General features: G+C 71.7%; 20 protein-coding genes. 7 read left to right on the plus strand and 13 right to left on the minus strand.

Annotated features, from left to right (window positions below; translation table 11 throughout):
• Window positions 1–661, minus strand: a 661-nt coding sequence (locus tag Q0A33_RS10670; protein WP_291796124.1) for an ATP-binding protein, incomplete at its 3' end; no start/stop codon positions are given.
• A gap of 132 nt (window positions 662–793) precedes the next feature.
• Window positions 794–1,573: an ATP-binding cassette domain-containing protein gene (locus tag Q0A33_RS10675; RefSeq protein ID WP_291796127.1), complete on the minus strand. Its 780-nt coding sequence runs from the start codon at window positions 1,571–1,573 to the stop codon at window positions 794–796.
• Between the two features lie 148 nt (window positions 1,574–1,721).
• On the opposite strand from Q0A33_RS10675, the gene Q0A33_RS10680 reads away from it, so the two are divergent.
• The 5 genes from Q0A33_RS10680 (at window position 1,722) to Q0A33_RS10700 (ending at window position 7,208) form a co-directional block, all read left to right on the plus strand.
• Complete coding sequence (locus Q0A33_RS10680; RefSeq protein WP_291796129.1) at window positions 1,722–2,390, plus strand: FCD domain-containing protein; 669 nt, start codon at window positions 1,722–1,724, stop codon at window positions 2,388–2,390.
• Between the two features lie 292 nt (window positions 2,391–2,682).
• Entirely contained in the window at window positions 2,683–3,921 is a 1,239-nt protein-coding gene (locus Q0A33_RS10685; protein ID WP_291796132.1) for an MFS transporter, read from the plus strand.
• 14 nt (window positions 3,922–3,935) lie between these two features.
• Window positions 3,936–4,964, plus strand: coding sequence for a LacI family DNA-binding transcriptional regulator (locus Q0A33_RS10690; RefSeq protein ID WP_291796135.1), 1,029 nt, complete (start codon window positions 3,936–3,938; stop codon window positions 4,962–4,964).
• Complete coding sequence (locus Q0A33_RS10695) at window positions 4,961–5,920, plus strand: nucleoside hydrolase (protein WP_291796138.1); 960 nt, start codon at window positions 4,961–4,963, stop codon at window positions 5,918–5,920. The genes Q0A33_RS10690 and Q0A33_RS10695 overlap by 4 nt, the downstream gene beginning before the upstream one ends.
• A 64-nt stretch (window positions 5,921–5,984) precedes the next feature.
• Complete coding sequence (locus tag Q0A33_RS10700) at window positions 5,985–7,208, plus strand: MalY/PatB family protein (RefSeq protein WP_291796142.1); 1,224 nt, start codon at window positions 5,985–5,987, stop codon at window positions 7,206–7,208.
• Between the two features lie 6 nt (window positions 7,209–7,214).
• Here the strand turns inward: Q0A33_RS10700 and Q0A33_RS10705 are convergent, their stop codons facing one another.
• The 10 genes from Q0A33_RS10705 to Q0A33_RS10750 form a co-directional block, all read right to left on the minus strand.
• Entirely contained in the window at window positions 7,215–9,395 is a 2,181-nt protein-coding gene (locus Q0A33_RS10705) for a heavy metal translocating P-type ATPase (protein WP_291796145.1), read from the minus strand.
• A 213-nt stretch (window positions 9,396–9,608) separates the two neighbouring features.
• Window positions 9,609–10,652, minus strand: a complete 1,044-nt coding sequence (locus tag Q0A33_RS10710; protein ID WP_291796148.1) for a homocysteine S-methyltransferase family protein — start codon at window positions 10,650–10,652, stop codon at window positions 9,609–9,611.
• 235 nt (window positions 10,653–10,887) lie between these two features.
• Window positions 10,888–12,345, minus strand: a complete 1,458-nt coding sequence (locus Q0A33_RS10715) for a catalase (RefSeq protein WP_291796151.1) — start codon at window positions 12,343–12,345, stop codon at window positions 10,888–10,890.
• 151 nt (window positions 12,346–12,496) lie between these two features.
• Window positions 12,497–13,612: a type 2 isopentenyl-diphosphate Delta-isomerase gene (fni, locus tag Q0A33_RS10720; RefSeq protein WP_291796154.1), complete on the minus strand. Its 1,116-nt coding sequence runs from the start codon at window positions 13,610–13,612 to the stop codon at window positions 12,497–12,499.
• On the minus strand, window positions 13,605–14,744 hold the full coding sequence (locus Q0A33_RS10725; RefSeq protein ID WP_291796157.1) for a phosphomevalonate kinase: 1,140 nt from the start codon (window positions 14,742–14,744) through the stop codon (window positions 13,605–13,607). The genes fni and Q0A33_RS10725 overlap by 8 nt, the downstream gene beginning before the upstream one ends.
• Complete coding sequence (gene mvaD / locus Q0A33_RS10730; protein WP_291796160.1) at window positions 14,741–15,745, minus strand: diphosphomevalonate decarboxylase; 1,005 nt, start codon at window positions 15,743–15,745, stop codon at window positions 14,741–14,743. The genes Q0A33_RS10725 and mvaD overlap by 4 nt, the downstream gene beginning before the upstream one ends.
• Window positions 15,742–16,731, minus strand: coding sequence for a mevalonate kinase (mvk, locus tag Q0A33_RS10735; RefSeq protein WP_291796163.1), 990 nt, complete (start codon window positions 16,729–16,731; stop codon window positions 15,742–15,744). The genes mvaD and mvk overlap by 4 nt, the downstream gene beginning before the upstream one ends.
• A 161-nt stretch (window positions 16,732–16,892) precedes the next feature.
• On the minus strand, window positions 16,893–18,038 hold the full coding sequence (locus Q0A33_RS10740; protein WP_291796166.1) for a cysteine desulfurase family protein: 1,146 nt from the start codon (window positions 18,036–18,038) through the stop codon (window positions 16,893–16,895).
• Between the two features lie 3 nt (window positions 18,039–18,041).
• Window positions 18,042–19,322, minus strand: coding sequence for a Na+/H+ antiporter NhaA (gene nhaA, locus Q0A33_RS10745; protein ID WP_291796169.1), 1,281 nt, complete (start codon window positions 19,320–19,322; stop codon window positions 18,042–18,044).
• An 86-nt stretch (window positions 19,323–19,408) separates the two neighbouring features.
• Complete coding sequence (locus tag Q0A33_RS10750) at window positions 19,409–20,932, minus strand: fatty acyl-CoA synthetase (RefSeq protein ID WP_291796172.1); 1,524 nt, start codon at window positions 20,930–20,932, stop codon at window positions 19,409–19,411.
• A 26-nt stretch (window positions 20,933–20,958) separates the two neighbouring features.
• Between Q0A33_RS10750 and Q0A33_RS10755 the strand changes: the two genes are divergently transcribed.
• Together Q0A33_RS10755 and Q0A33_RS10760 are read left to right on the plus strand one after the other, a co-directional pair.
• On the plus strand, window positions 20,959–21,879 hold the full coding sequence (locus tag Q0A33_RS10755; protein ID WP_291796175.1) for a Nif3-like dinuclear metal center hexameric protein: 921 nt from the start codon (window positions 20,959–20,961) through the stop codon (window positions 21,877–21,879).
• Window positions 21,880–21,881: 2 nt separating this feature from the next.
• Complete coding sequence (locus Q0A33_RS10760; protein ID WP_291796178.1) at window positions 21,882–22,616, plus strand: hypothetical protein; 735 nt, start codon at window positions 21,882–21,884, stop codon at window positions 22,614–22,616.
• 6 nt (window positions 22,617–22,622) lie between these two features.
• Here Q0A33_RS10760 and Q0A33_RS10765 read toward each other — a convergent pair.
• The coding region (locus tag Q0A33_RS10765; protein WP_291796181.1) for an ABC transporter ATP-binding protein at window positions 22,623–22,944 on the minus strand (322 nt) is incomplete at its 5' end.

The raw sequence follows: 22,944 nt of genomic DNA on the forward strand, positions 1-22,944 counted from the left end.
GGTACGTGGGGAGTCTGCCGCTGCGCTTCCCGCGCAGCGAGGGGAGCGCGCCCACCGCGACGACGAGGGGCCAGCCCTCCGGCACGTTCTCCTGCAGCACCCCTCCGAGGGCGTGCAGCTCTGCCGACGAGGCGTTCTGCAGCTCGTCGAGGGTGAGGAGGAGCCCTGCCTCGCGCTCCATCGCGACCGTCATGGTGTCCCGGAGCTCGACGTCAAGGCTGCGGCGCGATTCCGTGGTGTCACGCTCGACCTCGATGCCGCCTCCGACTCCGAGGATCGAGGCCTGCACCTTGGCGCCGGTGATTCTGGCGCCGCCGCGCTGCCGGTCCGTGGGAGTGCGTCCCTCGAGGAGGCTGCGTACGGCGCGGAGCCGTGCGGTCAGCGTCTCCGTCAGCCCGCCCGCGGTGGCCTCGACGTGCACAGTGGGCCAGGAGTGCTGCGCGGCTGCGGCATGGGAGATCTCCCCGAGGGTGACGGTCTTGCCCACTCCGCGCGGCCCCACGAGGATGAGGGGACGCGGGGTGCGGCCGTCGAAGGCCGCCACCTCCATGGCCTCACCCGCGGCATCGAGGATCTCCTGGCGCCCCGCGAAGACCATCGGGGCCTGATTGAAGCCGGGGCGGTACGGATTGGGCTGACGCCGGGATGCTGTCTCCGCCATGAGCGCACAATAGCAGATATAGCATCAGTGCGTGTTTATAGCACTTTATAGCGTATGACCTCGAGCGCCTGTGGTGGCCTCGAAGGAGGGCGCGTGCAGGTGGGGGCCATGAGCAGGGGTATGACGGAGCGGTCAGCTCCGGACCGCACGTGCCTGCCAGCGGTGGTCCTGATGCTCGATGCGGATCGGGTGGTCGAAGCACTCGGAGACGAGCTCGCTGGTGAGGACCGACGTTGCGCTGCCGGCGGCGAGGACGCGGCCGTCCTTGACCAGCATCGCGTGGGTGGTCGTCTCCGGCAGCTCCTCCAGGTGATGTGTGACGAGCACGGAGGTGAGCTCCGGCTGCGTGCGATGGAGCGTGTCCACCGTCTCGAGGAACTGCTCGCGTGCAGCCACGTCCAAGCCGGTCGACGGTTCATCGAGGAGCAGCAGGGGCGGGTCGGTGATGAGTGCACGGGCGATGAGCGTCCTGCCGCGTTCGCCCTGTGACATCGTCGGCCACGTGAGATCCGCATCGAGGCCGAGCATCTCGATGAGGGCGTCGGCCCGGTCCAGTGTGGCGGAGGCGGGAACCCACCGGGGCATCAGCTCGGTGGTGCCGGTCGCGCCCGTGAGCACCACCTCGCGCGCGGTGCGGGCCGACCGCAGCGGATGACGCGGATTGACGTGACCGATCGACTCCCGCAACATGCGGATTTCCACGCGGCCGAGCTGGTGACCGAGGACGTGGACGGTTCCGCGGGTGGGATGCCTCTCCGCACCGCACATGCTGAGGATCGTGCTCTTCCCTGCCCCGTTCGGGCCGATCAGCGCCCAGTGTTCGCCGGTGGAGACGGTGAAGTCGATGCCCGTGAGGATCTGCCGCGACCCGCGGACCACATCGACGTTCCGCATCCGCAGGACCTCATTCATCGGGTGCTTCCTCCTCGGTCTGCTCTGTCCAGTGCGTGCTCAGTCCGGTATGTGCCGCCGCGAGGCAGGTGGCATCACCGGGACTGGGTAGACTCTACACAACTCCTCAGACAAGTTGAGGGCCGGGTGAAAGAGGGCGAGTGGGGAGATGAGCGTGATCGGACGGACGCCGCTTGCCGACCGGGTGGCGGAAGCGCTGCTGACGCGGATCCGCGCCGGCGAGTGGACGCTGGGGGCCAGGCTGCCCGGCGAGACGACTCTCGCGTCCCAGCTCAAGGTTGGTCGCTCGACGGTCCGCGAGGCCATTCGCCAGCTCGCTGGCAGGGGTGTCCTGGAATCGCGGCAGGGCTCCGGCGTGTTCGTGACGGCGCTGGACGTCGCCGAGGACTGGGATGCGGTGCTGCGGCGCGCAGGGATCGTTGCGGTGCTCGAGGCGAGGATCGCCATCGAGGCCGAGGCGGCGGCCTGTGCTGCGGAGCGGCGCACGCCCGACGGCATGCGTGACATCCGCCGCGCGCTCGCGGACCGTGAGGGGCGGGAAGCGGGCAGTGAGGCCTGGGCGGAAGCGGACATGCGATTCCACCGTGCCGTCGTCGCTGCGGCCGCCAATCCCGTCCTGCTGGAGATCTTCGACTCGTTCGTGCCGCGAGTGCGCAGAGCGATGCTCGAGATGCTCCGTATGGGCAGGGGCCTCTCGGACGAGTCGGATCATGACAGCCATGCGGGCCTCGTGGAAGCCATTGCGGCAGGTGATGCTGTGGCAGCCCGCCGTCTGAGCCGCGCACACCTCACGGCACTGATGGGTGTTCTGCAGTAGGGGCGGGCCAGCATGTGGGTGTCCTGCTCGCCGCGCTGCTGAGCATTCCTCCCGCATGGGCAGGCCCGGGCCCGCCTTCACCGGAGCTTCACGGAGCGGTGGCCTCCTGCGCTTGTCCGCAAGGGATCTAAGCGTATAGATTCACCCGGCAGGCACCTCCTCCGAAAGGGTTCAGCAGTGAGCCGTACTGATACCGCCGGCGCTCCGCAGCAGGCGGATCTCCATTACGAGACCCCCGAGGGCCGCCGGAACTTCTGGTCGACGATCGTCTCGATCTGGCTCGGGGACGACCATGGAGTACGTGGACTTCGCGCTCTACGGCCTCGCCGCCGGACTGGTGTTCGGGGAGGTCTTCTTCCCCGAACAGGGGCCGGTGGTCGCGCTGCTCTCTTCGTTCGCCACCTGGGCCGTCGGCTTCATCGCGCGCCCCGTGGGTGCCATCGTGCTGGGACGGGTGGGCGACAGACACGGGCGGAAACTGGTCCTCGTCATCACCGTGGCGCTCATGGGCGTCTCCACCACGGCGATCGGCCTCATCCCGAGCTATGCCGCGATCGGCGTGTGGGCGCCTGCGATCCTCGTGTTCCTGCGCATCTGCCAGGGATTCGGTGCAGGTGCGGAACTCTCGGGAGGTGCGGTGATGCTCGCGGAGAGCGCACCCACGAAGAGGCGCGGGCTCGTGGCCTCTCTCATCGGTGTGGGTTCGAACAGCGGAACCCTGCTGGCCTCCTCGGTGTGGCTCCTGGTTCTCCTCCTGCCGCAGGAGGACGTCGTGGCCTGGGGCTGGCGCATCCCGTTCCTGTGCTCGATCCTCGTGGCCGGTGCCGCTCTGCTCCTGCGCAGGACGATGAGGGAGAGCCCGGTCTTCGAGTCCTTCAAGGAGGCGAAGGAGCAGAACCTCGCACACGCCGCGCAGGAGCCACAGGGTTCCGGATGGCGGGCGTTCTTCGTCATGCTCGGCCTGCGCATCGGTGAGAACGGCCCCTCCTACATCGCGCAGGGGTTCCTGATCGGCTATGTCGTCAACGCGCTGGCGGTCGACAAGTCGGTGCCCACCACCGCCGTGGTCGTCGCCTCCCTCCTCGGCTTCGCAGTCATCCCCTTCTCCGGCTGGCTCACCGACCGGTTCGGCCGCCGCATCGTCTACCGCGTGTTCTGCCTTCTGCTCGTCGTCTACGGCGTGCCCGCATTCCTGCTCCTGGAATCCCGCGAGCCCCTTGTGGTGGGAGGCGTCATCGTCGTGGGCATGTGCCTGGCCTCGCTCGGCATGTTCGGTGCGCAGGCGGCTTACGGAGCGGAGCTCTTCGGGGTGCAGCACCGGTACACGAAGATGGGGGTCGCGAAGGAGCTCGGCTCCATACTCTCCGGAGGGACGGCGCCGATGGTGGCCGCGGCTCTGCTCGCGGCCTGGGGATCGTGGATCCCGCTGGCGGTCTACTTCGTGGTCATGGCCGGGATCGGTCTGGTCACCACCTTCTTCGCTCCGGAGACCCGCGGCCGTGATCTCACGCTGCTGACGGACGCAGTCTGACGAAAGGCGCACACGTGACCAAACGGCCCACCCAGGAGGAGGTCGCGCGGATCGCCGGGACCTCGACAGCCGTCGTCAGCTATGTGCTCAACAACGGTCCGCGCTCGGTCTCCGAGGACGCGCGGCGGAGGGTGCTCGCCGCCATCGCGAAGACCGGGTACAGGCCCAACAGCGCGGCACGCGCGCTCGTCTCCGGCCGCAGCACCGTCATCGGCCTGGTGGTTCCGGATCTGGCGAACCCCTTCCTCGCCCAGCTGACGCAGAGCCTGGAGCGGGAGCTCTTCGGCCGCGGCTACTCGCTGCTCATCGGGGACTCCGGCGATGAACCCGCCCGGGAGGCGACAGTCGTCGAGACGCTCCTCGCCCAGCAGGTGGCGGGCCTCGTCTGGTACTCGGTCGACCTGCCGCCGCCGCTCGACGTGCTCGGAGGCTCCGCCCTGCCTGTGGTCGTGGTCAACGACCTCGCCGGTTCCGGAGTCACGGAGGCCGCGCCGGCCGGTCGCCTCATCTCCGTGGACGCGGAGGAGTACCGAGGTGTGCGGCTGGCGACGGAGCATCTGCTCGCGCACGGGCGCACCCGCATCGCGCATCTGGGTGGGCCCCAGGGCAGGCTCAACTCCGCGGAGAGATCCCGAGGCTGGGCCGATGCGGTCTCCGCGGCAGGGTTGTCTCCGACCGTCCGGATGAACGTGCCATTCACCCAGGAGGCCGGCGCGGACGCGGCGGGACACCTACTCGAGTCCGGCTGCGACGCCGTCGTCACCGCGAACGAGATGCAGGCGACCGGGCTGCTCAGAGGACTCCATCGAGCAGGCGTCAGGGTCCCTGAGGACCTCAGCGTCGTCGCCTACAACGGTACGCCGGCGGCGGCCTTCGCCATTCCCTCGCTGACCACCGTCGAGCTGCAGGTGTCCGCACTCGCGCGCGAGATCGCGGATGCGCTCGAACCCGATTCCGCAGTCACCGGACTCACCGCCGCCTCCGAGCTCGTGCGCCGGGAGAGCTGTGGCTGTGAGGTTCCGGCAGCGGAGGCGGACGCATGAAGGTCGTGATCGACTGCGATCCCGGCAACGGCATCCCCGGCGCGAACGTCGACGACGCGATCGCCCTGGCCTTCGCCCTCCGGCATCCGGAGATCGAGGTCGAATCCATCTGGACGGTGTTCGGCAACACCTCGGCGGCGGAGGGCCGTGATGCCGCGGCGCGGCTGCTGCGGGAGCTCGGTGCGCGCGGACCCCGCCTCCTGCAGGGCGCGGACACACCACTGTCCGGGGAGCGGGCCGCCTGGCGGTCGCGTCTGGACGCCCCGGGGCGCTCTCCCGAGGTCTGCCGGCGGTGGGGGGTCGCGGAACCTCCGCACCGGTACGGCGCCGAGGCGGGGGAGGACCCACTGCCCGCACTCGCCGCAGACCTCCTCGCCGCGGGCGACGGCGTGACGCTGGTGTGCCTCGGCCCGCTGACCAATCTGGCCCGGCTGCTCCGTCATGCCCCCGCTGCCCTCGCCGGCGTCGAGCGGGTCTGCCTCATGGGAGGCTTCCTCGCCAGGAACGAGGACGTGGACACCAACTTCGCGGTGGATCCCCATGCCGCGCGGGCCGTCCTGCGCAGCGGGCTGCCGCTCACCGTGGTGCCGCTCGACGTGACGAGGACGACCGAGCTCTCGTGGGAGCGGTGGACCCGGATCAGTGCAGAGGCACGGGCTCGCAGCCCGGAGGACCTCGCCTCGATCGGGCGGTGGCTGGAGCCCTGGCTGGCGCACAGCAGCGCGACCCGCCCGGTGAATGGGATGTGGCTGCACGACCTCGTGGTCCTCGCCGCGCTCGTAGAGCCCGGGCTGGTCGCCCGTGCGCGGCGCCGGGTGCGGACCGCGGAGCGCCCGCCCGGCAAGCTGCTGCGGGATCCGGAGGGGACGGAGGTGGACATGGTGACCGCGGTGGACAACGACCGGCTGGTCGAAGCCTGGGCCGAGGCCGTCCTGGGCGTCCGGTCCGGTGCCTGAGAGCCCGGAGCGCATTAGTCTGAAGTCGCACCCTGCTTCCGACCGTATTGTGAGGGCACCCACCATGCACACGCGTCAGGCCTCCGCCTCCCCGCAGACCAGCGCCTTCGACCCCGTCATCGAGCGCCGGGGCACCAACTCGATGAAGTGGGACGCCGCTGCGGCGACGCTCACGCCGGCCCAGGCCGCGGCGGAGCCGCTTCCCATGTGGGTGGCCGACATGGACTTCCGCGCACCGCAGCCGGTCGTCGATGCGCTGCACGAGGCGGTGGAGTTCGGCGTGTTCGGGTACTCCGCAGGGCTCTCCGCGGGATTCCTCGAGGCGCTGACCTCCTGGCAGGGACGCCGCTACGGCTGGACGGTCGATCCCGAGTGGGTGCTGCCCTCCGCCGGCATCATCACCGGGCTCAAGACCGTCGTGCAGACGGTCAGCCGGCCCGGCGACACCGTCCTCATCCAGCCGCCGGTCTACGGACACTTCCATGAGGACATGCTCATGAACGGCCGCCGCCTGGCGTACGCACCCCTGGTGCGCGAGGGCGATCGCTACCGCTTCGACCCGCAGGTCTTCGAGGCCGCCATCCGGCCGGACACTGCGGTGTTCATCCTCAGCAACCCCCACAACCCCACCGGCAACGTCTGGTCTGCGGACGAACTGCGGCAGATGGGTGAGATCTGCGCCCGGCACGGCGTCCTCGTCATCTCCGATGAGGTGCACCAGGACCTCGTGCTCAACCCTGCGGCGGCGCACACGCCGTTCGCCACGCTGGGCGAGGAGTTCGCGCGGAACAGCGTCACCTGTGTGGCCCCCAGCAAGACCTTCAACCTCGCGGGGCTCCAGGCGGCCGCCATGGTCATCCCGGACGCGCGACTGCGCGCGGCCGTGGCGCGCACCTACGAGAGGAACTTCTTCCCCCTGCTGAACAGCCTGGGGATGGTGGCCGCCGAGGCCGCCTACACGCACGGCGAGCCCTGGCTGGAGGGCCTGCTGGAGTACGTGCGGGGCAACCGCGAGCACTTCGCGCAGAGCGTCAACAGCGCCTGCCCCGGGTTGCACGTGCTCCCGGGCGACTCCCTCTACCTGGCGTGGATGGACTGCCGCGGGCTGGGGCTGAGCGTCGAGGAGCTCGACGACTTCATGCTCACGCAGGCGCGCCTCTGGCTGGACCGCGGGCCCAAGTTCGGCGTCGAGGGCAACGGCTACATGCGGGTCAATCTCGGATGTCCCCGCAGCACCGTCGACGAGGCGATCTCCCGCCTCACCGCAGCCGTCGCTCGGCGGGGCTGAGGCCTCTCACGGCCGCGGGGACGTCAGCGCCTCCGGCGAGAGGTCCAGACGACGCAGCAGCTGCGCGTTGAGCGCGACGACCACGGTCGAGGCGGACATGAGGATCGCGCCCACGCTCATGGGCAGCACGAAGCCCACGGGTGCGAGCACCCCGGCGGCCAGCGGCACGGAGATGAGATTGTAGCCGGCCGCCCACCAGAGGTTCTGCTTCATCTTGCGGAAGGTCGCCCGCGAGAGCGCGAAGACGGAGAGCACGGCGCGCGGATCCGAGGACGCGAGGATGATGCCCGCGGAGCCGATCGCGACGTCCGTGCCCGCGCCGATCGCGATGCCCACGTCGGCCTGCGCGAGCGCGGGGGCGTCGTTCACCCCGTCGCCCACCATCGCGACCTTCCGTCCCTCCTCCTGGAGGGAGGCGACGGTGGCGGCCTTGTCCTCCGGGCGCACCCCGGCGAACACCCGGTCGATCCCGAGCTGACCGGCTACGGTCCGGGCGACGGCCTCGGCGTCTCCGGTGATCATCACGACCTCACTTCCCGCGGCGTGGAGGGCGTCCACCGCCGCACGGGACTCCGGCCGGATCTCGTCGGCCAGCCGCAGCGCGCCTATCACCTCACCGTCCGCGAGGACGTGGAGGATGATCGCGCCCTCGTCCCGCCACTGCTCCGCCACCGGCAGCTCCGCGGCACCGTGGCGCTCCAGCAGATGCGGCCCGCCCACTGCCACGAGGGTGTCCTCGATCCGGGCGCTCACGCCCTCCGCGGGGGAGGAGGTGAAGTTGCGGGCGGAGGCGAGCCCGAGGCCGCGGTGCTCCGCCGCTCCCACGATGGCCTTCGCGAGGGGGTGTTCGCTGTCCGCCTCCGCCGCGGCTGCCAGCGCCAGCACCTCGTCCGCGGTTCGTGCGCCGGCGGGCTCCACTCCGGTGACGGTGGGTTCGCCCCTGGTGAGCGTGCCGGTCTTGTCGAACAGGACGGCGTCGACCGTGCGCATGGATTCGAGCGCGAGCCGGTCCTTGACGAGCACGCCAGCGCGGGCGGCGCGCTCTGTGGCGATCGAGACGACCAGCGGGATGGCGAGGCCGAGGGCGTGCGGGCAGGCGATGACGAGCACGGTGATGGTCCGCACGACCGCACTGTCCGGCATTCCGAGCAGGCTCCACACGAGCGCGGTGACCGCGGCGGATCCCAGGGCGAACCAGAACAGCCACCCGGCGGCGGTGTCCGCGATCCGCTGAGCGCGGGAGGAGGAGGCCTGGGCGTCGGAGACGAGCTTCCGGATCCCCGCGAGAGCGGTCTCATCGCCCGTGGCGGTGACCTCCACGCGGAGCCCGGAGTCCGTGGCGACCGTACCCGCGACCACCGCGGCCCCGGTTCCGCGGCGCACCGGCCGCGACTCACCGGTGACCATCGACTCGTCCATGCTGGCCGCACCTTCGATGATCCGGCCGTCCGCGGGCACCGAGGCGCCGGGCCGTACGACCACCACGTCGCCCACCCGCAGGTCCTCCGGGGAGACGGTGGCGATCTGCTCGCCCTCGACCCTCTCGGCCTCGTCCGGCAGGAGAGCGGCGAGGGAGTCCAGCGCGGAGCTGGTCTGCGCGAGTGAGCGCATCTCCAGCCAGTGCCCCAGGAGCATGATGACGATCAGCAGGGCGAGCTCCCACCAGAAGTCGAGCTCGTGGGAGAGGAGATGCAGGCTCGCGCCCCAGGAGGAGAGGAGCGCGACGGTGATCGCCAGAGCGATGAGCAGCATCATCCCCGGCTTCCGGTCGCGGATCTCCGCGAGGCCGCCCGTGAGGAAGGGCCTGCCGCCCCAGACGTACATGAGCGTGCCGAGGACGGGCGAGACCCACGGCACCCAGCCGAGATCCGGCAGGCCGTAGCCGAGCAGGCTCGCGAACATGGAGTTGAAGGCGACGACGGGCACCGCGAGGGCGAGCATGATCCAGAAGAGCCGCCGGAACTGTGCGACGTGGTCTCCGTGCCCGGAGTGACCCGCGTGACCTGAGTGGCCCGCGTGCTCGGCGTGCGCAGCATGACCCGGGTGGTCTCCGTGCCCGGCGGGCTCCGCCGCGGTGTCCGAGGCCTGCGCGCCGTGGTGATGCGCCTCGTGGTCGTGCGCCGGCGGGGCGGGGTGTGTGTGAGAGTCGTGCGAGTGCGAGTGCGAGTGCGGGTGACCGGGGGTCATCGGCGTTCCTCCTCCCATGGCGGCTGCCGCGTGGAGCGGTGTGATCGTCTGCCGACCACACTCCGCAGACTATACCCCCAGGGGGTATAGTTCAAGCGGGGTGCGCTGTTGCCTGCGCGTGGGGAGGAGCGACGCACCGGGTGCTGAATGTACTTGCGCCGCCGGATGGAGCCGGCGGCGCAAGCGCATGCGGTGAGGAGTCGAGCAAGCGCCTCAGGCGCGGGCGCCGAGGCCCACGATGTGCTCCGGCAGGCGCTCGTTGCTGCCGTACATGAAGTGGTTCTCCATCTTCTCCGAGAAGCGGCTGGCCTCCGTCTCCAGCCCCACGGCCTCCGCGACCTGACGGATGTGCATGGGGGCCGCACCGCAGCACACGCCCAGGTAGTTCACGCCCAGGCCGTAGGCCTCGCGGGCGAACGCGCCGATCTCATAGCGGTTGGTCTGCAGCGGGTCCAGCGCGGTGGGGAAGGTGCGGCCGTGGGGCGAGGGCACGCTGGCCGCGACATCGCTGAGGTTGAAGAACGTGGGCTCCGCCTGCGTCGTGCGGTAGGGGATCGGCAGAGCGCCCACGTGACAGGAGACGGCCTCGCGGATCGCCGTGAGGTGCGGCAGCATCGTGGCCGGTCCGCGGAAGCAGTTGAGGCCCACCACGTCCGCACCCGCCTGCTCGAGGCGCTTCGCGGTCTCGACGACGCTCACCCCGTCGGCCATCTCCTCGAAGGCCATGGGTGCGAGGGTGATGACGGTGGACAGGCCGGTGGCCCGCGCCACCTCCAGGGCCGTGAGCGCCTCCTGCGCGTAGTAGAAGGTCTCACCGATGATGAGATCAGCGCCCTCCTCCACGGCCCAGCCCACCCTCTCCTCGAACATCGAGCGGACCTCTGCCTGCGCGGCCGGGTTCTCCGGGTCCCAGATGTTGGAGTTCGAGATGTTGCCGGCCATGAGGTTGCCGGGCTTCGCATCCGCCACCTGGCGGGCGATCTGCAGGGCGCTGCGGTTGAGCGGCTCGAGCAGATCCTCCTTGCCGATCACGCGCATCTTCTCGCGGTGGCCGTTGTAGGTGAACGCCTCCACGATGTCCGAACCCGCCCGCTGGAAGTCCACGTGCAGGGTCCGCAGCGCCTCCGGGTGCTCGAGCGCCACCTCGGGCACGAACTCGCCTGCGGTGAGGTAGCCGCGGCGCTCCAGCTCGAAGAGGAAGCCCTCTGCGACGATCACGGGCCCGGCGTCGAGGCGGGAGGTCAGCTCGTTGGTCATGGGGGTCTCCAGTCGGTCGGTGCACTGCAGTGCACGGGTGGGCGTCGGGGCGAGTGCACGGCGGTCTCCGCTGCGCGCGGAGGCCGCCCGGCACTGTCGAGGATGCCCCAGCGGAGCCCGCGCCCGTGCGAGCGATGTCACAAACCGTCGCCGGGCGGGCCGGGCCACGGCGGCCCAGCCGCAGAGAGGAGGGTCCGGACGCCCGCAGCGGACGTCCGGACCCTCGGAGCGTGCGTCAGCGGAGTTCGCCCACCCGCTTCTCGATCCTCGCGCCGACCTCGGCGTCGATGTTCCTCCAGTACTGGAGGGAGTTGGCCAGGACGGGCTCCTCGCAGGAGGCGAGCATGCCGGAGACGGTCTCGACCAGCCGGTCGCGCTCCTCCTCGGAGTAGACCTCGCGGACCAGGGTGTGGGCCTGGCCGAAGTCGTCGTCCTCGGCGTGGAGGGAGTAGGCGGAGCGGATGAGTGCACCGTCGGCCTCCCAGCCGTTGTCCACCGTGCCCTGGGCGTCCTGGTAGGCACGGCCGTAGGAGTTGGGTGCGTAGACGGGTGCGGCACCGGAGTGGTGGTACTGCATCTGCCCCTCCTTGTCGTAGGAGTTCACCGTGGTCCTGGGGGCGTTGACGGGCAGCTGGTTGAAGTTCGTGCCCACCCGGTTGCGCTGGGCGTCCGGGTAGGAGAAGACGCGCCCGAGGAGCATCTTGTCCGGGGACACGCCCGTGCCGGGAACGGTGTTCGAGGGGCTGAAGGCGGCCTGCTCGATCTGAGCGAAGTGGTTGGTGGGGTTCTGGTTGAGGGTGAACCTGCCGACACGGTGAAGGGGGTAGTCCTTCTTCGACCAGGTCTTGGTGAGGTCGAAGGGGTTGAACCGGTAGGTCTTGGCCTCCTCGTAGGGCATGATCTGCACCGAGAGCGTCCAGCTGGGGTGGTCCCCGCGCTCGATCGCCTCGAAGAGGTCCCGGCGGTGGATGTCCGCGTCCTCACCGGCGAGCCTGGCGGCCTCTTCGTTGGTCATGTTCTCCACGCCCTGGTCCGTGTGGAAGTGGTACTGGACCCAGAACCTCTCGCCTGCGGCGTTGATCCACATGTAGGTGTGGGAGGAGTAGCCGTTCATGTGCCGCCAGGTCCGGGGCAGCCCGCGGTCGCCCATGAGGTAGGCGACCTGGTGCGCGGATTCGGGGGAGAGGGACCAGAAGTCCCACTGCATGTTGGGCGAGCGCAGGCCGGAGTCGGGCAGGCGCTTCTGGGAGTGGATGAAGTCGGGGAACTTCATGGGATCGCGGACGAAGAACACCGGGGTGTTGTTGCCCACCATGTCGAAGTTGCCCTCGTCCGTGTAGAACTTCAGGGCGAAGCCGCGGACATCGCGCCAGGAGTCCGGGGAGCCGAGCTCGCCGGCGACGGTGGAGAAGCGGGCGAGCATGGGCGTGCGCCTGCCGGGCTGGAGGAAATCGGCCTTGGTGTAGGCGGAGACGTCCTCGAGGACCTCGAACTCGCCGAAGGCGCCGGAGCCCTTGGCGTGGGGGCTACGTTCGGGCACGCGTTCGCGGTCGAAGCGGGCGAGCTTCTCCACGAGTGCGACGTCGTGGAGGAGGAGCGGGCCGTCGGGGCCCACGCTGAGCGAATGCGCGTCGGACTCCCGGGGTGCGCCGGACTCCGTGGTCGAGGCGTGCTGCGGATCGAATGCTTCCATCATCATCCTCCTTCGATGCGAAGGGCTCCTTCTGCCCCTCGGCTCGCGAGGTGCGAGGCTCTCAAGGGCCATGCTCGTCCTACATTTGAATGATGTCAAACAGTGAACGAATGAAGAGGATGGGGCCGCGTGCCGGTGCGCTGCGGGGTGCTCAGTCCTCGCTCCGCCGGCTGTAACGCCCCGCCTCGATGCCGCGCAGCTCGCAGTACTCGCGCAGCCCGCCGCGGATGAGCACGTCCGTGTGTGCGAGGTCCGCCGGCGTCCGCGCACCCAGCAGCGCGGACAGATCGCGGAGATGGTCCTGCCAGGTCCGCAGGAGAGGGACGAGCGCGTCCGGCCCGCCGGAGTCCACCGCCGTGAGGAAGGCGCCGGCGACGCCCACCGCGCGGGCGCCCAGCGCCAGCGCGCGCAGCACGTCGAGGGGGCTGCGGACCCCGCCCGAGGCCAGCAGCACCGGCCCCGGGGAGAGTTCGGCGGTCGCCGCTGCATCGAGCAGGCAGGCGGGCGCGGACTGGCCGAACCCGGTGAGATAGGCGTAGTCGCCGCCGGGCCGCCGGTCGTTCTCGATCCGCAGGAAGTCCGTGCCGCCGCGGCCGGAGACGTCCGCCCACTCCACGCCGAGCTCCCGCAGCCGGAGGAGCGTGCGCGGGCTGAGGCCGAATCCGACTTCCTTCACGAGCACCGGCACCGGGCTCGCTCTCACGATCTCCTCGATGCCGCGCAGCCAGGAGCCGAACTCCGGGGAGCCCTCCGGCATGACCGTCTCCTGCACGGCATTCACGTGGAGCTGCAGGGCGTCCGCCCTGAGCATCTCCACGACCCGCGCGGCGTCCTCGGCCGTCCTCCCCACACCCAGGTTCGCCATGACGAGGCCGTCCGGGTTCTCGTCCCGGATGACGGTGAAGGCACGCGCGGCCTCGGCGTCGTCGAGGGCGATGGACATGGATCCGCAGGCCATCGCGATCCCGGTCTCCCGCGCGGCGATCGCGAGATCCCGGTTGATGCGCCCGGTGTGCTCCGTGCCCCCGGTCATCCCGTTGATGTAGAACGGCCACGCGACGCGGCGGCCGAGCATCTCCACGGACGGGTCCACCTCCTCGACCGCCACCGCGCCCAGGGCATGGTGGACGAACGCGACGTCGTCGAAGTCCGACCGCGGCCCGCCGCCGGTCCACTGGGCCGCGGCGAGGCGGACGTGGTCCTCCTTGCGCGTGTGCCGCCCGGCGGCGTCGAGTGCGGCCGCATCGAGTGCTTCCCGCTCAGTCATGTGTGTCTCCTGCCTGGTCCGGTGCGGTGGGGGCCGCGGCCGGGGAATGGGCCCGCAGCATCAGCGGCAGGATGTCGTGCTCCCGCCAGGATTCGAGCAGCGCCGCCGGGTCTGCGGTGTCCGGCAGCAGGACGATCCCGCAGTCCCCGCCGCCGGCGCCGGAGGGCTTGCCCGCTGCGCCGTGGGCCTCCGCGAGGTCGCAGAGCAGCTGCAGCTGCGGGGTCTCGATGACGGTGCCGCGGAGGGCGCCGAGCTCCTGCAGCATGCTCCTGCACGTGCGGATGCGGCCGAGCACGGTCACGGGATCCGTGGTCCATGCCGCCGTCAGCTCCTCCACTGCGCGGCGGGAACCGGTGAGGAAGTCCGCGTAGCGCGCATCGACGTCTGTCGCGTCCCTGTGCACCCGCGCCACGAGGTGCTCGGTGGAGGCGGGGCGTCCCGTCCACCCCACCAGCAGGGCAAGGCCGGCCGGGTCGCCCAGGCGACGGATCCGGCTGACCTCCCACTCCGGTGCCGTGAGCATGGCGGTGACGGTGGAGGCCGCCGCTCGGGCGCGGAGAGCGGCGCGATCCGGGGCCGTGTACTCGATCCACCCGCCGTAGGTGCTGGCCGCCACGTCGCCGCCCGAGGCCCGCGGTGCGATCGCGATCGTGGCCAGCAGCGCCAGCCGGAACCGGTCTTGAGGCCGCAGCCCCATACTGTAGAAGCGGCCGACGGCGTCGACGACCGCGGCGGTCACGGCACCGGAGGAGCCGAGGCCGAACTTCCGCCCGCTGGGATCGTCGAGCTCGCTGTCGATGGCGAGGTCGAAGTAGCGCGGCGCCAGCCCCCGCTCCGCGCGCAGCCGTTCCATGAGCGCGATCGCGGACGTGACGTAGTCGAGCGGGCTGTGGTCGAGCACGATCTGCTCGTCCGCACCGCGCACCCAGGTCACGGGGCTGTGCCCCCATCTGCTCGAGCGGACCCGCCCGCAGCCGGCGGCCGCCGTGAGACGCACGGTGATGACCCGGTCCACGGCGATGAGGACGGCCGGGTGGCCGGGCTCCACGACCGCGTACTCACCGGCGATGTAGAGCTTGCCCGGTGCGCGTGCGAGGACGTCCGCGCCGGCGGCGGTTGCGGAGGCGGTCACCGTGGGGTCTCTCCTCCGTCCCGCTGTGCAGGCTCCGGCAGGTGCTCCGCGAGCAGGTGCGCCCCCGGTCCCGGGCCGACGATGCGGACCTCGCCGTGCTCCGCCACGGCGGCCGCGACGGCCTCTGCCTCGGCGGGAGTGGTGAGCACGCAGACATTGGGGCCGGCGTCCGCGGTCGCCCACGCCGTCACACCGGCCTCACGGAGCCGGACGGCAGCATCGAACACCTCGATGCTGCGCGGGGCCAGATAGCGCACGGGCGGCGTGGAGGTGGCGATGACGGCGTGCATGCGCAGCGCATGGGACTCCGTGAGCGCACCGATCCGGGGGACGTCGCCGTCCGCGCAGGCCCGGACCATCTCCGTGAGGCTCTGCTCCGTGGAACTCACCCAGGCCTCGTAGAACGGGGAGGTGGCGGCCGTGAGCCGCATGGCCCGGCGGCTCGAGACGGACTTGGGGGAGCCGTCGACGGTGACGATGACGAGGCGCAGGTCCGGAGCCTCGATCCCCTCTGCGTACGAGCTCGCATCGTCCGTACCCGCGTGCCACACGGCGTAGCCGGGGATGACGGAGCGGGTGGCGGAGCCGGAGCCGCGCCGGGCCAGCCGGCTCAGCGCGCGTTCGTCCAGATCGAGCCCGTAGGCCGCCGCGGCGGCGAGCGCCAGCGCGGCGAAGCCCGAGGCCGAGGAGGCGAGTCCCGCCGCCGTGGGCGCCTCGTTGTGGGAGCGCACCCGGGCGCGGCGGCCGTCCCCGGCGAGGGAGCGGACGACGTCGAGGAAGCGCGTGGTGCGGTCCAGGGCCACGCCGGTCTGCTCCGCGCCGCCCAGGGAGAAGGCGTCCTCGGTGAGGGCCTCGTCGACCTCGACCGTGGTCGTGGTGGCGAAGGCGTCGAGCGTCATGGACATGCTGCCCGCGGCCGGGAGCATCTGCGCCTCGTCGCGTTTGCCCCAGTACTTCACGAGGGCGATGTTGGGATGTGCGCGTGCGGTCGCCCGGGTCATGCCGGTTCCACCTTCGTCTGCCAGGTCCGCGCGGCACCGGCGGCGCGGAGCGTCTCTGCGATGTGTGCGGCGTGCGCGCCGTCGCGGGCGAGTGTGAGCACACAGCCGCCGCGGCCGCCGCCGGTGAGCTTGGCCCCCGCCGCGCCGGCACCGCGCGCCGCCGCGACAAGGGTCTCGAGGGAGGCGTCGCTCACGCCCAGCTCCGCGAGCAGGGCGTGGGCATCGTCCATCTGCTCGCCCAGCCCGGCGACGTCCCCGGCCGCGAGCCGTCTGAGCGAGCCCTCTGCGAGCGCGCCCAGGCGGTTGAGGACCGCGCCCACCTCCGAGGGGGAGTCCTCCATCCGGGCGCGGACGGAGCCCACGGCCTCGGACGTGGAGCCTGCGTGGCCGGAGTCCGCGAGGACGAACTCGAAGGTGCCGCCCACCTCCACCGGCGTGACGACGCCGTTCTGGAAGCGGATGGGGGAGGACGAGGCGACGGTCCGCCCGTCCAGCCCGCTGGACCGGCCGTGGGCGATCCGCTCCGCGGCCATGACGACCTCGTGCACCTCATCCTCGTCCAGCCGCGTCGCCGTGAGGGCCGCGACGGCGCGCGCGACGGCGACGGCCACGGCGGCGCTGGAGCCCAGCCCGCGCTCGTAGGGGATGGAGCTCGTGAGCTCGAGGGCGAGCAGATCAGGATCCGCGCCGGTGCGCGCGCAGGCCGACTGCACCGCCGCGATGAGCGGCTGCAGCCGGGGCGGCGCGTCCGCGGCGGCGCCGGAGTAGAGGTCGCTGTCGATCCGGAGCCCGCCCGTCCCCGCCGTGATGCGGGCGGTGGCGTTGAGGGAGGTGAGCGGGATGGCGACGGCCGGCGAGCCGTACACCACCGAGTGCTCGCCGAACAGGATCGCCTTCGCGTGCGCCGTTCCCACCGCCGGGGTGGTGCGAACCGCGGCGGGTGCCGCCGTCGGCGCCGCGGCGGTGCCGGTGGGCCCTTCTGTCATCGTGTGCTCTCTCCTGTCAGCGGTCGCAGGTTCCTCAGCACCCGTCGGGCCGCAGCGACTGCGTGCGGGGTCCGTCCCCGGACCGCAGCTAAGGATACTCAGCCGCGGCAGGCAGAGCCCAGCCGGAGGGTGCCCGCTGTGCGGTTTCTCTCCTCGCGGCGTCAGCCGGAGGCTCTGCGCAGCGCCGCACAGAGGGCTTCCGCAGCGGTGCGCACCTCCGACTCCGTGGTCGACCGGCCGAGCGACAGCCGGAGCGCTCCCACCGCGGTGCGCGGGTCCACTCCCATGGCGAGGAGGGAGGCCGAGGGGGCGTGGACGCCTGCATGGCAGGCGCTGCCGGTCGAGGCGGCGACCCCCTCCGCGGCGTCCAGGACCTCCTGTCCCACGGTTCCCGGCTGCGCGACCATGAGGGTGTTGGGCAGGCATCCCGCCGGCGGCGAGATCCGCACGAGGGCGGGAGCACCCGCGCTGAGCAGGGACCACAGAAGCTCCCGGAGCCTCACCTGTGCGGCGGTCCCGCGCCGCAGCTCCTCGGCGGCCAGTGCGGCGGCGGCTCCCAGGCCCACGATCCCGGCGACGTTCTCCGTGCCGGGGCGCAGTCCCCGCTCCTGGCCGGCGCCGCGCAGCACCGGTGCGAGTGCCGTGCCCCGGCGCACCCAGAGGGCGCCCACCCCCTGCGGACCGTAGAGCTTGTGTCCGGCGACGGAGAGGAGGTCTGCCCCGATCTCCCGCACGTCGACCGGGATCTTGCCGACGGCCTGTGCGGCGTCGATGTGCACGAGGCCGCCCGCGCGGTGGACCGCTTCGGAGAAGGCCGCGGCCGGCTGGACGGTGCCGACCTCGTTGTGCGCGAGGATGAGGGTGCCCAGACCCAGCTCAGTGCCGGGAGTGGAATCCGGATCGATCCGGGCCCCGGCGTCGACGTCGAGCGTGTGGACCGTCCAGCCGTCCCGCGTCCGCAGGTGCTCGAGCGGCGCCGTCGTGGCGGGGTGCTCGAGCGGAGAGGTGAGCACACGCCGGCAGCCGGCGCCCGCGGCGGCCCCGCGGAGGGCCAGATTGCTGGCCTCGGTGCCCCCGGAGGTGAAGACGATCTCGTCCGGCTCGGCGCCGATCAGCGCGGCGAGCTCCTGCCGTGCGCGGTCGACGGCGGCGGCCGCGGCACGTCCGCGCCGGGTGGCACTCGAGGGGTTGCCGAACTGATGGGTGAGATGCGGCCACATCCTCTGCGCCACGGGCTCCGCGACGGGCGTCGTGGCGTTGTGGTCGAGGTAGACCTCCGTCTCCGAGGCCGGCACGGGAGCGCTCATGCCTCAGACGTCGAGTCGCTCGCGCTGGTTGCCGGCCATGCCGCTGCGGATCGAGAGGAGGATGCCGCCCAGCACGGCGGCGACGAGCGAGCCGGAGAGGATGCCGATCTTCACCTCGCCGGCGAGGTGCTCCATGCCGGGATAGGCGAGTTCGCCCACCAGGAGGGCCACCGTGAAGCCGATGCCGGCGACCATCGACATGCCCAGCATGTCGATCCACTTCAGGGACTTCTCCAGCCGGAAGAACGGCAGACGGGTGAGCAGGAAGGTGGTGCCGAGGATGCCGATGGGCTTGCCGAGGACGAGGCCGCAGACGATGCCCAGGACGATCGGATCCGCGAAGGTCTCGCCGAGGCCGCTCAGCCCTCCCGTCTCCACGCCGGCGGAGAAGAAGGCGAAGACCGGCACGGCGAAGAGCGTGGAGAAGACGCCCCACCGGCTCGCGAAGTGACCGGCGAGGCCCTCGTAGCGGATCGCTCCGTCCGCGTCCGTGCCGTGGGCCACCCGCGCCCGCGGCGTGGGCCGGACGGGCACGGCGAAGCCCAGGAGCACGCCGGCGACGGTGGCGTGCACGCCCGCGCTGTGCACGCAGTACCAGGTGAGGATGCCGAGCGGGACGAGGATCCACCAGGAGCGCACGCCCCGGTAGGTGAGGAAGGCGAACAGGGCCAGCGGGACGATCGCGGCCAGCAGCCAGCCCAGCTGGACCCCCGCGGTGTAGGCGATGGCGATGATGGTGATCGCGATGAGGTCGTCGACCACCGCCAGCGTGAGGAGGAAGATGCGCAGCGCGGACGGCAGGTTCTTCGCCACGACCGCGAGGACGGCCACGGCGAAGGCGATGTCCGTGGCGGTCGGGATGGCCCAGCCGTTGAGAGCGCTGCCGCCCGTGTGCAGGTTGAAGCCGATGAAGATGAGGGCGGGCGCGAGGACGCCGCCGGCAGCCGCCGCCACGGGGACGGCCGCCTGGCGGGGGTCGCGCAGGCGGCCGGTGACGAACTCCTCCTTGAGCTCCAGTCCCACCACGAAGAAGAAGACGGCGAGGAGGCCGTCGGCCGCCCACGTGCCGATCGTGAGATCGAGGTGGAGGGCGGAGGGGCCCACGCGGAAGTCCCGCACCGCCTCGTACCAGCCGGACAGGGGCGTGTTCGCCAGTACGAGCGCTGCGATGGCAGCGAGGAGGAGCAGCGTGCCGCCGAAGGCATCGTTGCCTGCGGCGGCGGAGAGCTTGCGTGACAGAGCGGCGAGCGGACCGCCCGGCTGATCGGTGGGCCTGTTGTGCATCCGGACACAGTAGCAGGATGCGATTCCGCCCAGCGGACGGTGTGTGCCCACTGAGACCCGGTCCGGCTCGCCGGCGCCGCGCCTCCTCAGTCCCGCAGCCGGCGCTTGAGGATCTTGCCCGCCGTGTTCTTGGGCAGCTCCTCGACGAAGTGCACCGCCTTGGGCACCTTGAACGGCGCCAGCCGCGAGCGGACGTGGTCCGTGACCGTCGTCGCGGTGAGCTGATCGTCGCCCACCCCGGGCTTGCGGACGACGAAGGCGGTGATCGCCTCGATCCACTTGTCGTCCGGCACGCCCACCACCGCGACCTCGGCGACCTCCTCGAGTTCGAAGACGGCGTCCTCGACCTGCCGTGAGGCCACGAGCACGCCGCCGGTGTTGATGACGTCCTTCACGCGGTCCACGACCTCGACGAAGCCGTCCGCGTCCCGGACCACGAGGTCGCCGGAGTGGAACCAGCCGGTGCGGAAGGCCTCCTGTGTGGCCTCGGGCTTGTTCCAGTACCCCTCGCAGAGGTGCGGCGAGCGGTAGACGATCTCGCCCTGCTCGCCCGGGCCCACCTCATCACCCTGGGAGTCGACGACCTTGGCCTCGACGAACAGCGCCGGCCTGCCGGCGGAGCCGGGGTGGTCGTCGTGCTCCTCCGGGCGCAGCACGGTGCACAGCGGCCCCATCTCGGACTGGCCGAAGCAGTTGTAGAACCCCAGCTCCGGCAACGCGGTCCGCAGCCGCTCCAGCACCGGTCCGGGCATGATCGAGGCGCCGTAGTAGGCCCTGCGCAGCGAGGAGAGGTCCGCCTCCGTCAGGCGCGGATTGTGCGCCATCGCCACCCAGACGGTGGGTGCGGCGAAGAAGGAGGTGATGCGCTGTTCCTCGATCAGCGTGAGCAGCTCGTCCGGCACCGGGCTGGGGACGATCACGCTGTAGGCGCCGGTGATGAGCGCCGGCAGCAGGAAGACGTGCATCTGCGCGGAGTGGTACAGCGGCAGCGCGTGGACCCAGCGGTCCTCGGCGCTGAGATCGAGGCCGTCGAGGCAGCTGAGGTAGTGGTGGACCAGCGCGCGGTGGGTCATGATCGCGCCTTTGGGGGCAGAGGTGGTGCCCGAGGTGTAGAGCAGCTGGGCGATGTCCGTGTCCGTGACGGCGAACTCGTCATCGCCGGCCCGAGGCACCTCCGGCGCGGTGACGACGGGGAGGAGGTCCTCGAACGTCCGCACCTCCAGGACGGCGCCGGTGGGCGTGGCCCGCACGTGCTCTGCGAGCGCGGCGTCCGCGAACACGGCCTTGGCCCCGGAATCGGTGAAGAAGTAGTCGAGCTCGTCCCCGCGCATCTGGAAGTTGACCGGGACGTGGACGAGGCCCGCGCGGGCGCAGGCGAGGAAGGTCAGCGCATAGAGGTCGGAGTTGAGGCCGATGGCGGCCACCCGGTCGCCCGGGACCAGGCCCAGCCCCAGCAGGTGGCGGGCGAGCGCGGTGACGGCGTCGTCGAGTCCGCGATAGGACCAGGTGCGGTCGCCGAAGACCACGGCGGTGGCCTCGGGGGTGCGCCCGGCGGTGCGGCGGATGAGGTCTGCGATCGTGCTCCTGTGCACGGGTGTGATCTGCGACATGGCGCTCACCGTACTACGGTTGTCCCATGACGGAGCCCGCACTCGCCGACCTGCACGCACTCATCGACGCCCTCTGGCCGGAGCGGCTGGCGGAATCCTGGGACTCCGTGGGGCTCACCACCGGCGATCCCTCCCGGCACGTGCGCCGTGTCCTGCTCGCCGTGGATCCCGTGGACGCGGTCGTCGAGGAGGCCGTGGAGCGCGGCGCGGACCTGCTGCTCACCCACCATCCGCTCCTGCTGCGCGGGGTCACCTCCGTGGCCGCGGACACCCTCAAGGGCGGCCAGCTCGTGAGGCTCATCGGTGCCGGGGTCGCACACATCGCCGCGCACACCAATGCGGACGTCGCCCCCGGCGGGGTCTCCGACGTGCTCATCGAGACGCTGGGGGCGGGGGAGGCACGGCCGCTCGCTCCCACCTCGGCGGCGGACCCCGCGGTGGGCATAGGGCGCTGGGCGGATCTGCCGGAGCCCGCGACGGTCCGGGACCTGGCGCGGCGGCTCGCCGCGGCCCTCCCCGCCACCGTCACCGGCGTCCGCATCGCCGGTGACCCGGACGCGGAGGTGACCCGTGCGGCGGTGTGCGGCGGGGCCGGGGACTCGCTCTTCGACGAGGTGCGCGCGTGCGGCGCGGAGGTCTACGTCACCTCGGACCTCCGCCACCACCCCGCGACGGAGGCCCGCGACACGGCGCGCCGGACCGGCCCGGGTCTGCCGGCCGCTCCCGTTCCGCACCTCATCGACATCTCCCACTGGGCCTCGGAGTCGCTCTGGCTGGACCGCGCGGCCGCACAGCTGTCCGCCGCGGCCCGGGAGCGCGGCTGGGAGCTCGAGATCGAGGTCTCGCGTCTGCGCACCGACGCGTGGGCGGAACGGATCGGGCAGGACATGGCGGGTTCGCAGTCGGCGCATACAGCGGCAGCACACGCATCGCGGAAGGAGCACTGAGGATGTCGGAGCTCAGACTCGACGAGGGCCAGGCACAGGCACTCCTGGAGTGGATCGACCTCGCGGCCGCGCGCCGCACCCGGGCGCACGAGGCCCGGCAGACCCAGCGTCTGGCCCGCCTGCGTGAGCTCGCGGCGGAGCACGGGCGGCTGCGGCAGGAGGCGGACGCACTCGCCGCCCGGCAGACGGAGCACGAGCGGCAGGCCGCGGAGTGCGAGGCGGAGGCGGACGCGCTGCGGGCGCGCATCAGCCGGACGGAGGAGAAGCTCAACGCCGGTGTGGGCCTCACCTCGCGGGACCTCCTGGGCCTCCAGGAGGAGATCGCGGGGCATCGCCGGCGCGTGAGCGAGATCGAGACCCGGCAGGTGGAGGAGCTGGAGGCGGGGGAGACCGCCGCCGAGGCCCTCGCCGGCGTCCGTGCACAGGCGGACCAGGTGGCGAGCACGGGGCGGGACCTGCAGGCCGAGCGCACCGCGGAGGCGGAGCGCCTGAGCGGCGAGATCGCGGAGCTCGACGCCCGGCTGACCGCCGCGGTCGCGCAGCTCCCGCAGTCTCTCGCGCCGCGACTGTCCGCGGACGGCGAGTACCCGGCTGCCGCGACCGTCTCCGGCGGCGCCTGCACCGCCTGCGGCGCCCAGCTCTCCGGTGCGAGTGCGGACCGGTACCGGAACGCCGCACCCGGCACCTGCCTCGAGTGCGAGGACTGCGGCGCGGTGCTGCTGCGCGCCGGCGGGTGAGCGGCGCTACCGGGGGAGCACGACGGGAGTGCCCGTGTCCGGATCCGTGAGGATGCGGCAGTCGAGCCCGAACACCTCGCGCACCCGCTGCTCGGTGAGGATCTCCGCGGGCGTCCCCGAGGCGACGGTGCGCCCGTCCCTCATCGCCACCACGTGCGTGGCGAAGCGCGCGGCGTGGTCGAGGTCGTGCAGGACCGCCACGACGGTCCGCCCCTGCGGCTGCTGCAGTCGCTGCAGGCGCAGGGGCGGACCGTCGTGGCGGTCCTGCACGACCTCGACCACGCCGCGCGCTTCGCCACGCACGTGGTGGCGATGAGGGACGGGCGCA

Origin of the sequence: Brevibacterium sp. (assembly GCF_022712115.1) — a bacterium.
In the GTDB taxonomy this organism is placed as follows: domain Bacteria; phylum Actinomycetota; class Actinomycetes; order Actinomycetales; family Brevibacteriaceae; genus Brevibacterium; species Brevibacterium salitolerans.

Excerpts from the sequence above, each read along its gene's own strand:
- Q0A33_RS10715 (WP_291796151.1), bottom strand. The coding sequence starts at position 12,345 with ATGGAAGCATTCGATCCGCAGCACGCCTCGACCACGGAGTCCGGCGCA.
- Q0A33_RS10705 (WP_291796145.1), bottom strand. The coding sequence starts at position 9,395 with ATGACCCCCGGTCACCCGCACTCGCACTCGCACTCGCACGACTCTCAC.
- Q0A33_RS10760 (WP_291796178.1), top strand. The coding sequence starts at position 21,882 with ATGTCGGAGCTCAGACTCGACGAGGGCCAGGCACAGGCACTCCTGGAG.
- Q0A33_RS10755 (WP_291796175.1), top strand. The coding sequence starts at position 20,959 with ATGACGGAGCCCGCACTCGCCGACCTGCACGCACTCATCGACGCCCTC.
- mvaD (WP_291796160.1), bottom strand. The coding sequence starts at position 15,745 with ATGACCCGGGCGACCGCACGCGCACATCCCAACATCGCCCTCGTGAAG.
- Q0A33_RS10675 (WP_291796127.1), bottom strand. The coding sequence starts at position 1,573 with ATGAATGAGGTCCTGCGGATGCGGAACGTCGATGTGGTCCGCGGGTCG.
- Q0A33_RS10685 (WP_291796132.1), top strand. The coding sequence starts at position 2,683 with ATGGAGTACGTGGACTTCGCGCTCTACGGCCTCGCCGCCGGACTGGTG.
- Q0A33_RS10710 (WP_291796148.1), bottom strand. The coding sequence starts at position 10,652 with ATGACCAACGAGCTGACCTCCCGCCTCGACGCCGGGCCCGTGATCGTC.
- Q0A33_RS10740 (WP_291796166.1), bottom strand. The coding sequence starts at position 18,038 with ATGAGCGCTCCCGTGCCGGCCTCGGAGACGGAGGTCTACCTCGACCAC.
- Q0A33_RS10680 (WP_291796129.1), top strand. The coding sequence starts at position 1,722 with ATGAGCGTGATCGGACGGACGCCGCTTGCCGACCGGGTGGCGGAAGCG.
- nhaA (WP_291796169.1), bottom strand. The coding sequence starts at position 19,322 with ATGCACAACAGGCCCACCGATCAGCCGGGCGGTCCGCTCGCCGCTCTG.
- mvk (WP_291796163.1), bottom strand. The coding sequence starts at position 16,731 with ATGACAGAAGGGCCCACCGGCACCGCCGCGGCGCCGACGGCGGCACCC.
- fni (WP_291796154.1), bottom strand. The coding sequence starts at position 13,612 with ATGACTGAGCGGGAAGCACTCGATGCGGCCGCACTCGACGCCGCCGGG.
- Q0A33_RS10700 (WP_291796142.1), top strand. The coding sequence starts at position 5,985 with ATGCACACGCGTCAGGCCTCCGCCTCCCCGCAGACCAGCGCCTTCGAC.
- Q0A33_RS10695 (WP_291796138.1), top strand. The coding sequence starts at position 4,961 with ATGAAGGTCGTGATCGACTGCGATCCCGGCAACGGCATCCCCGGCGCG.
- Q0A33_RS10750 (WP_291796172.1), bottom strand. The coding sequence starts at position 20,932 with ATGTCGCAGATCACACCCGTGCACAGGAGCACGATCGCAGACCTCATC.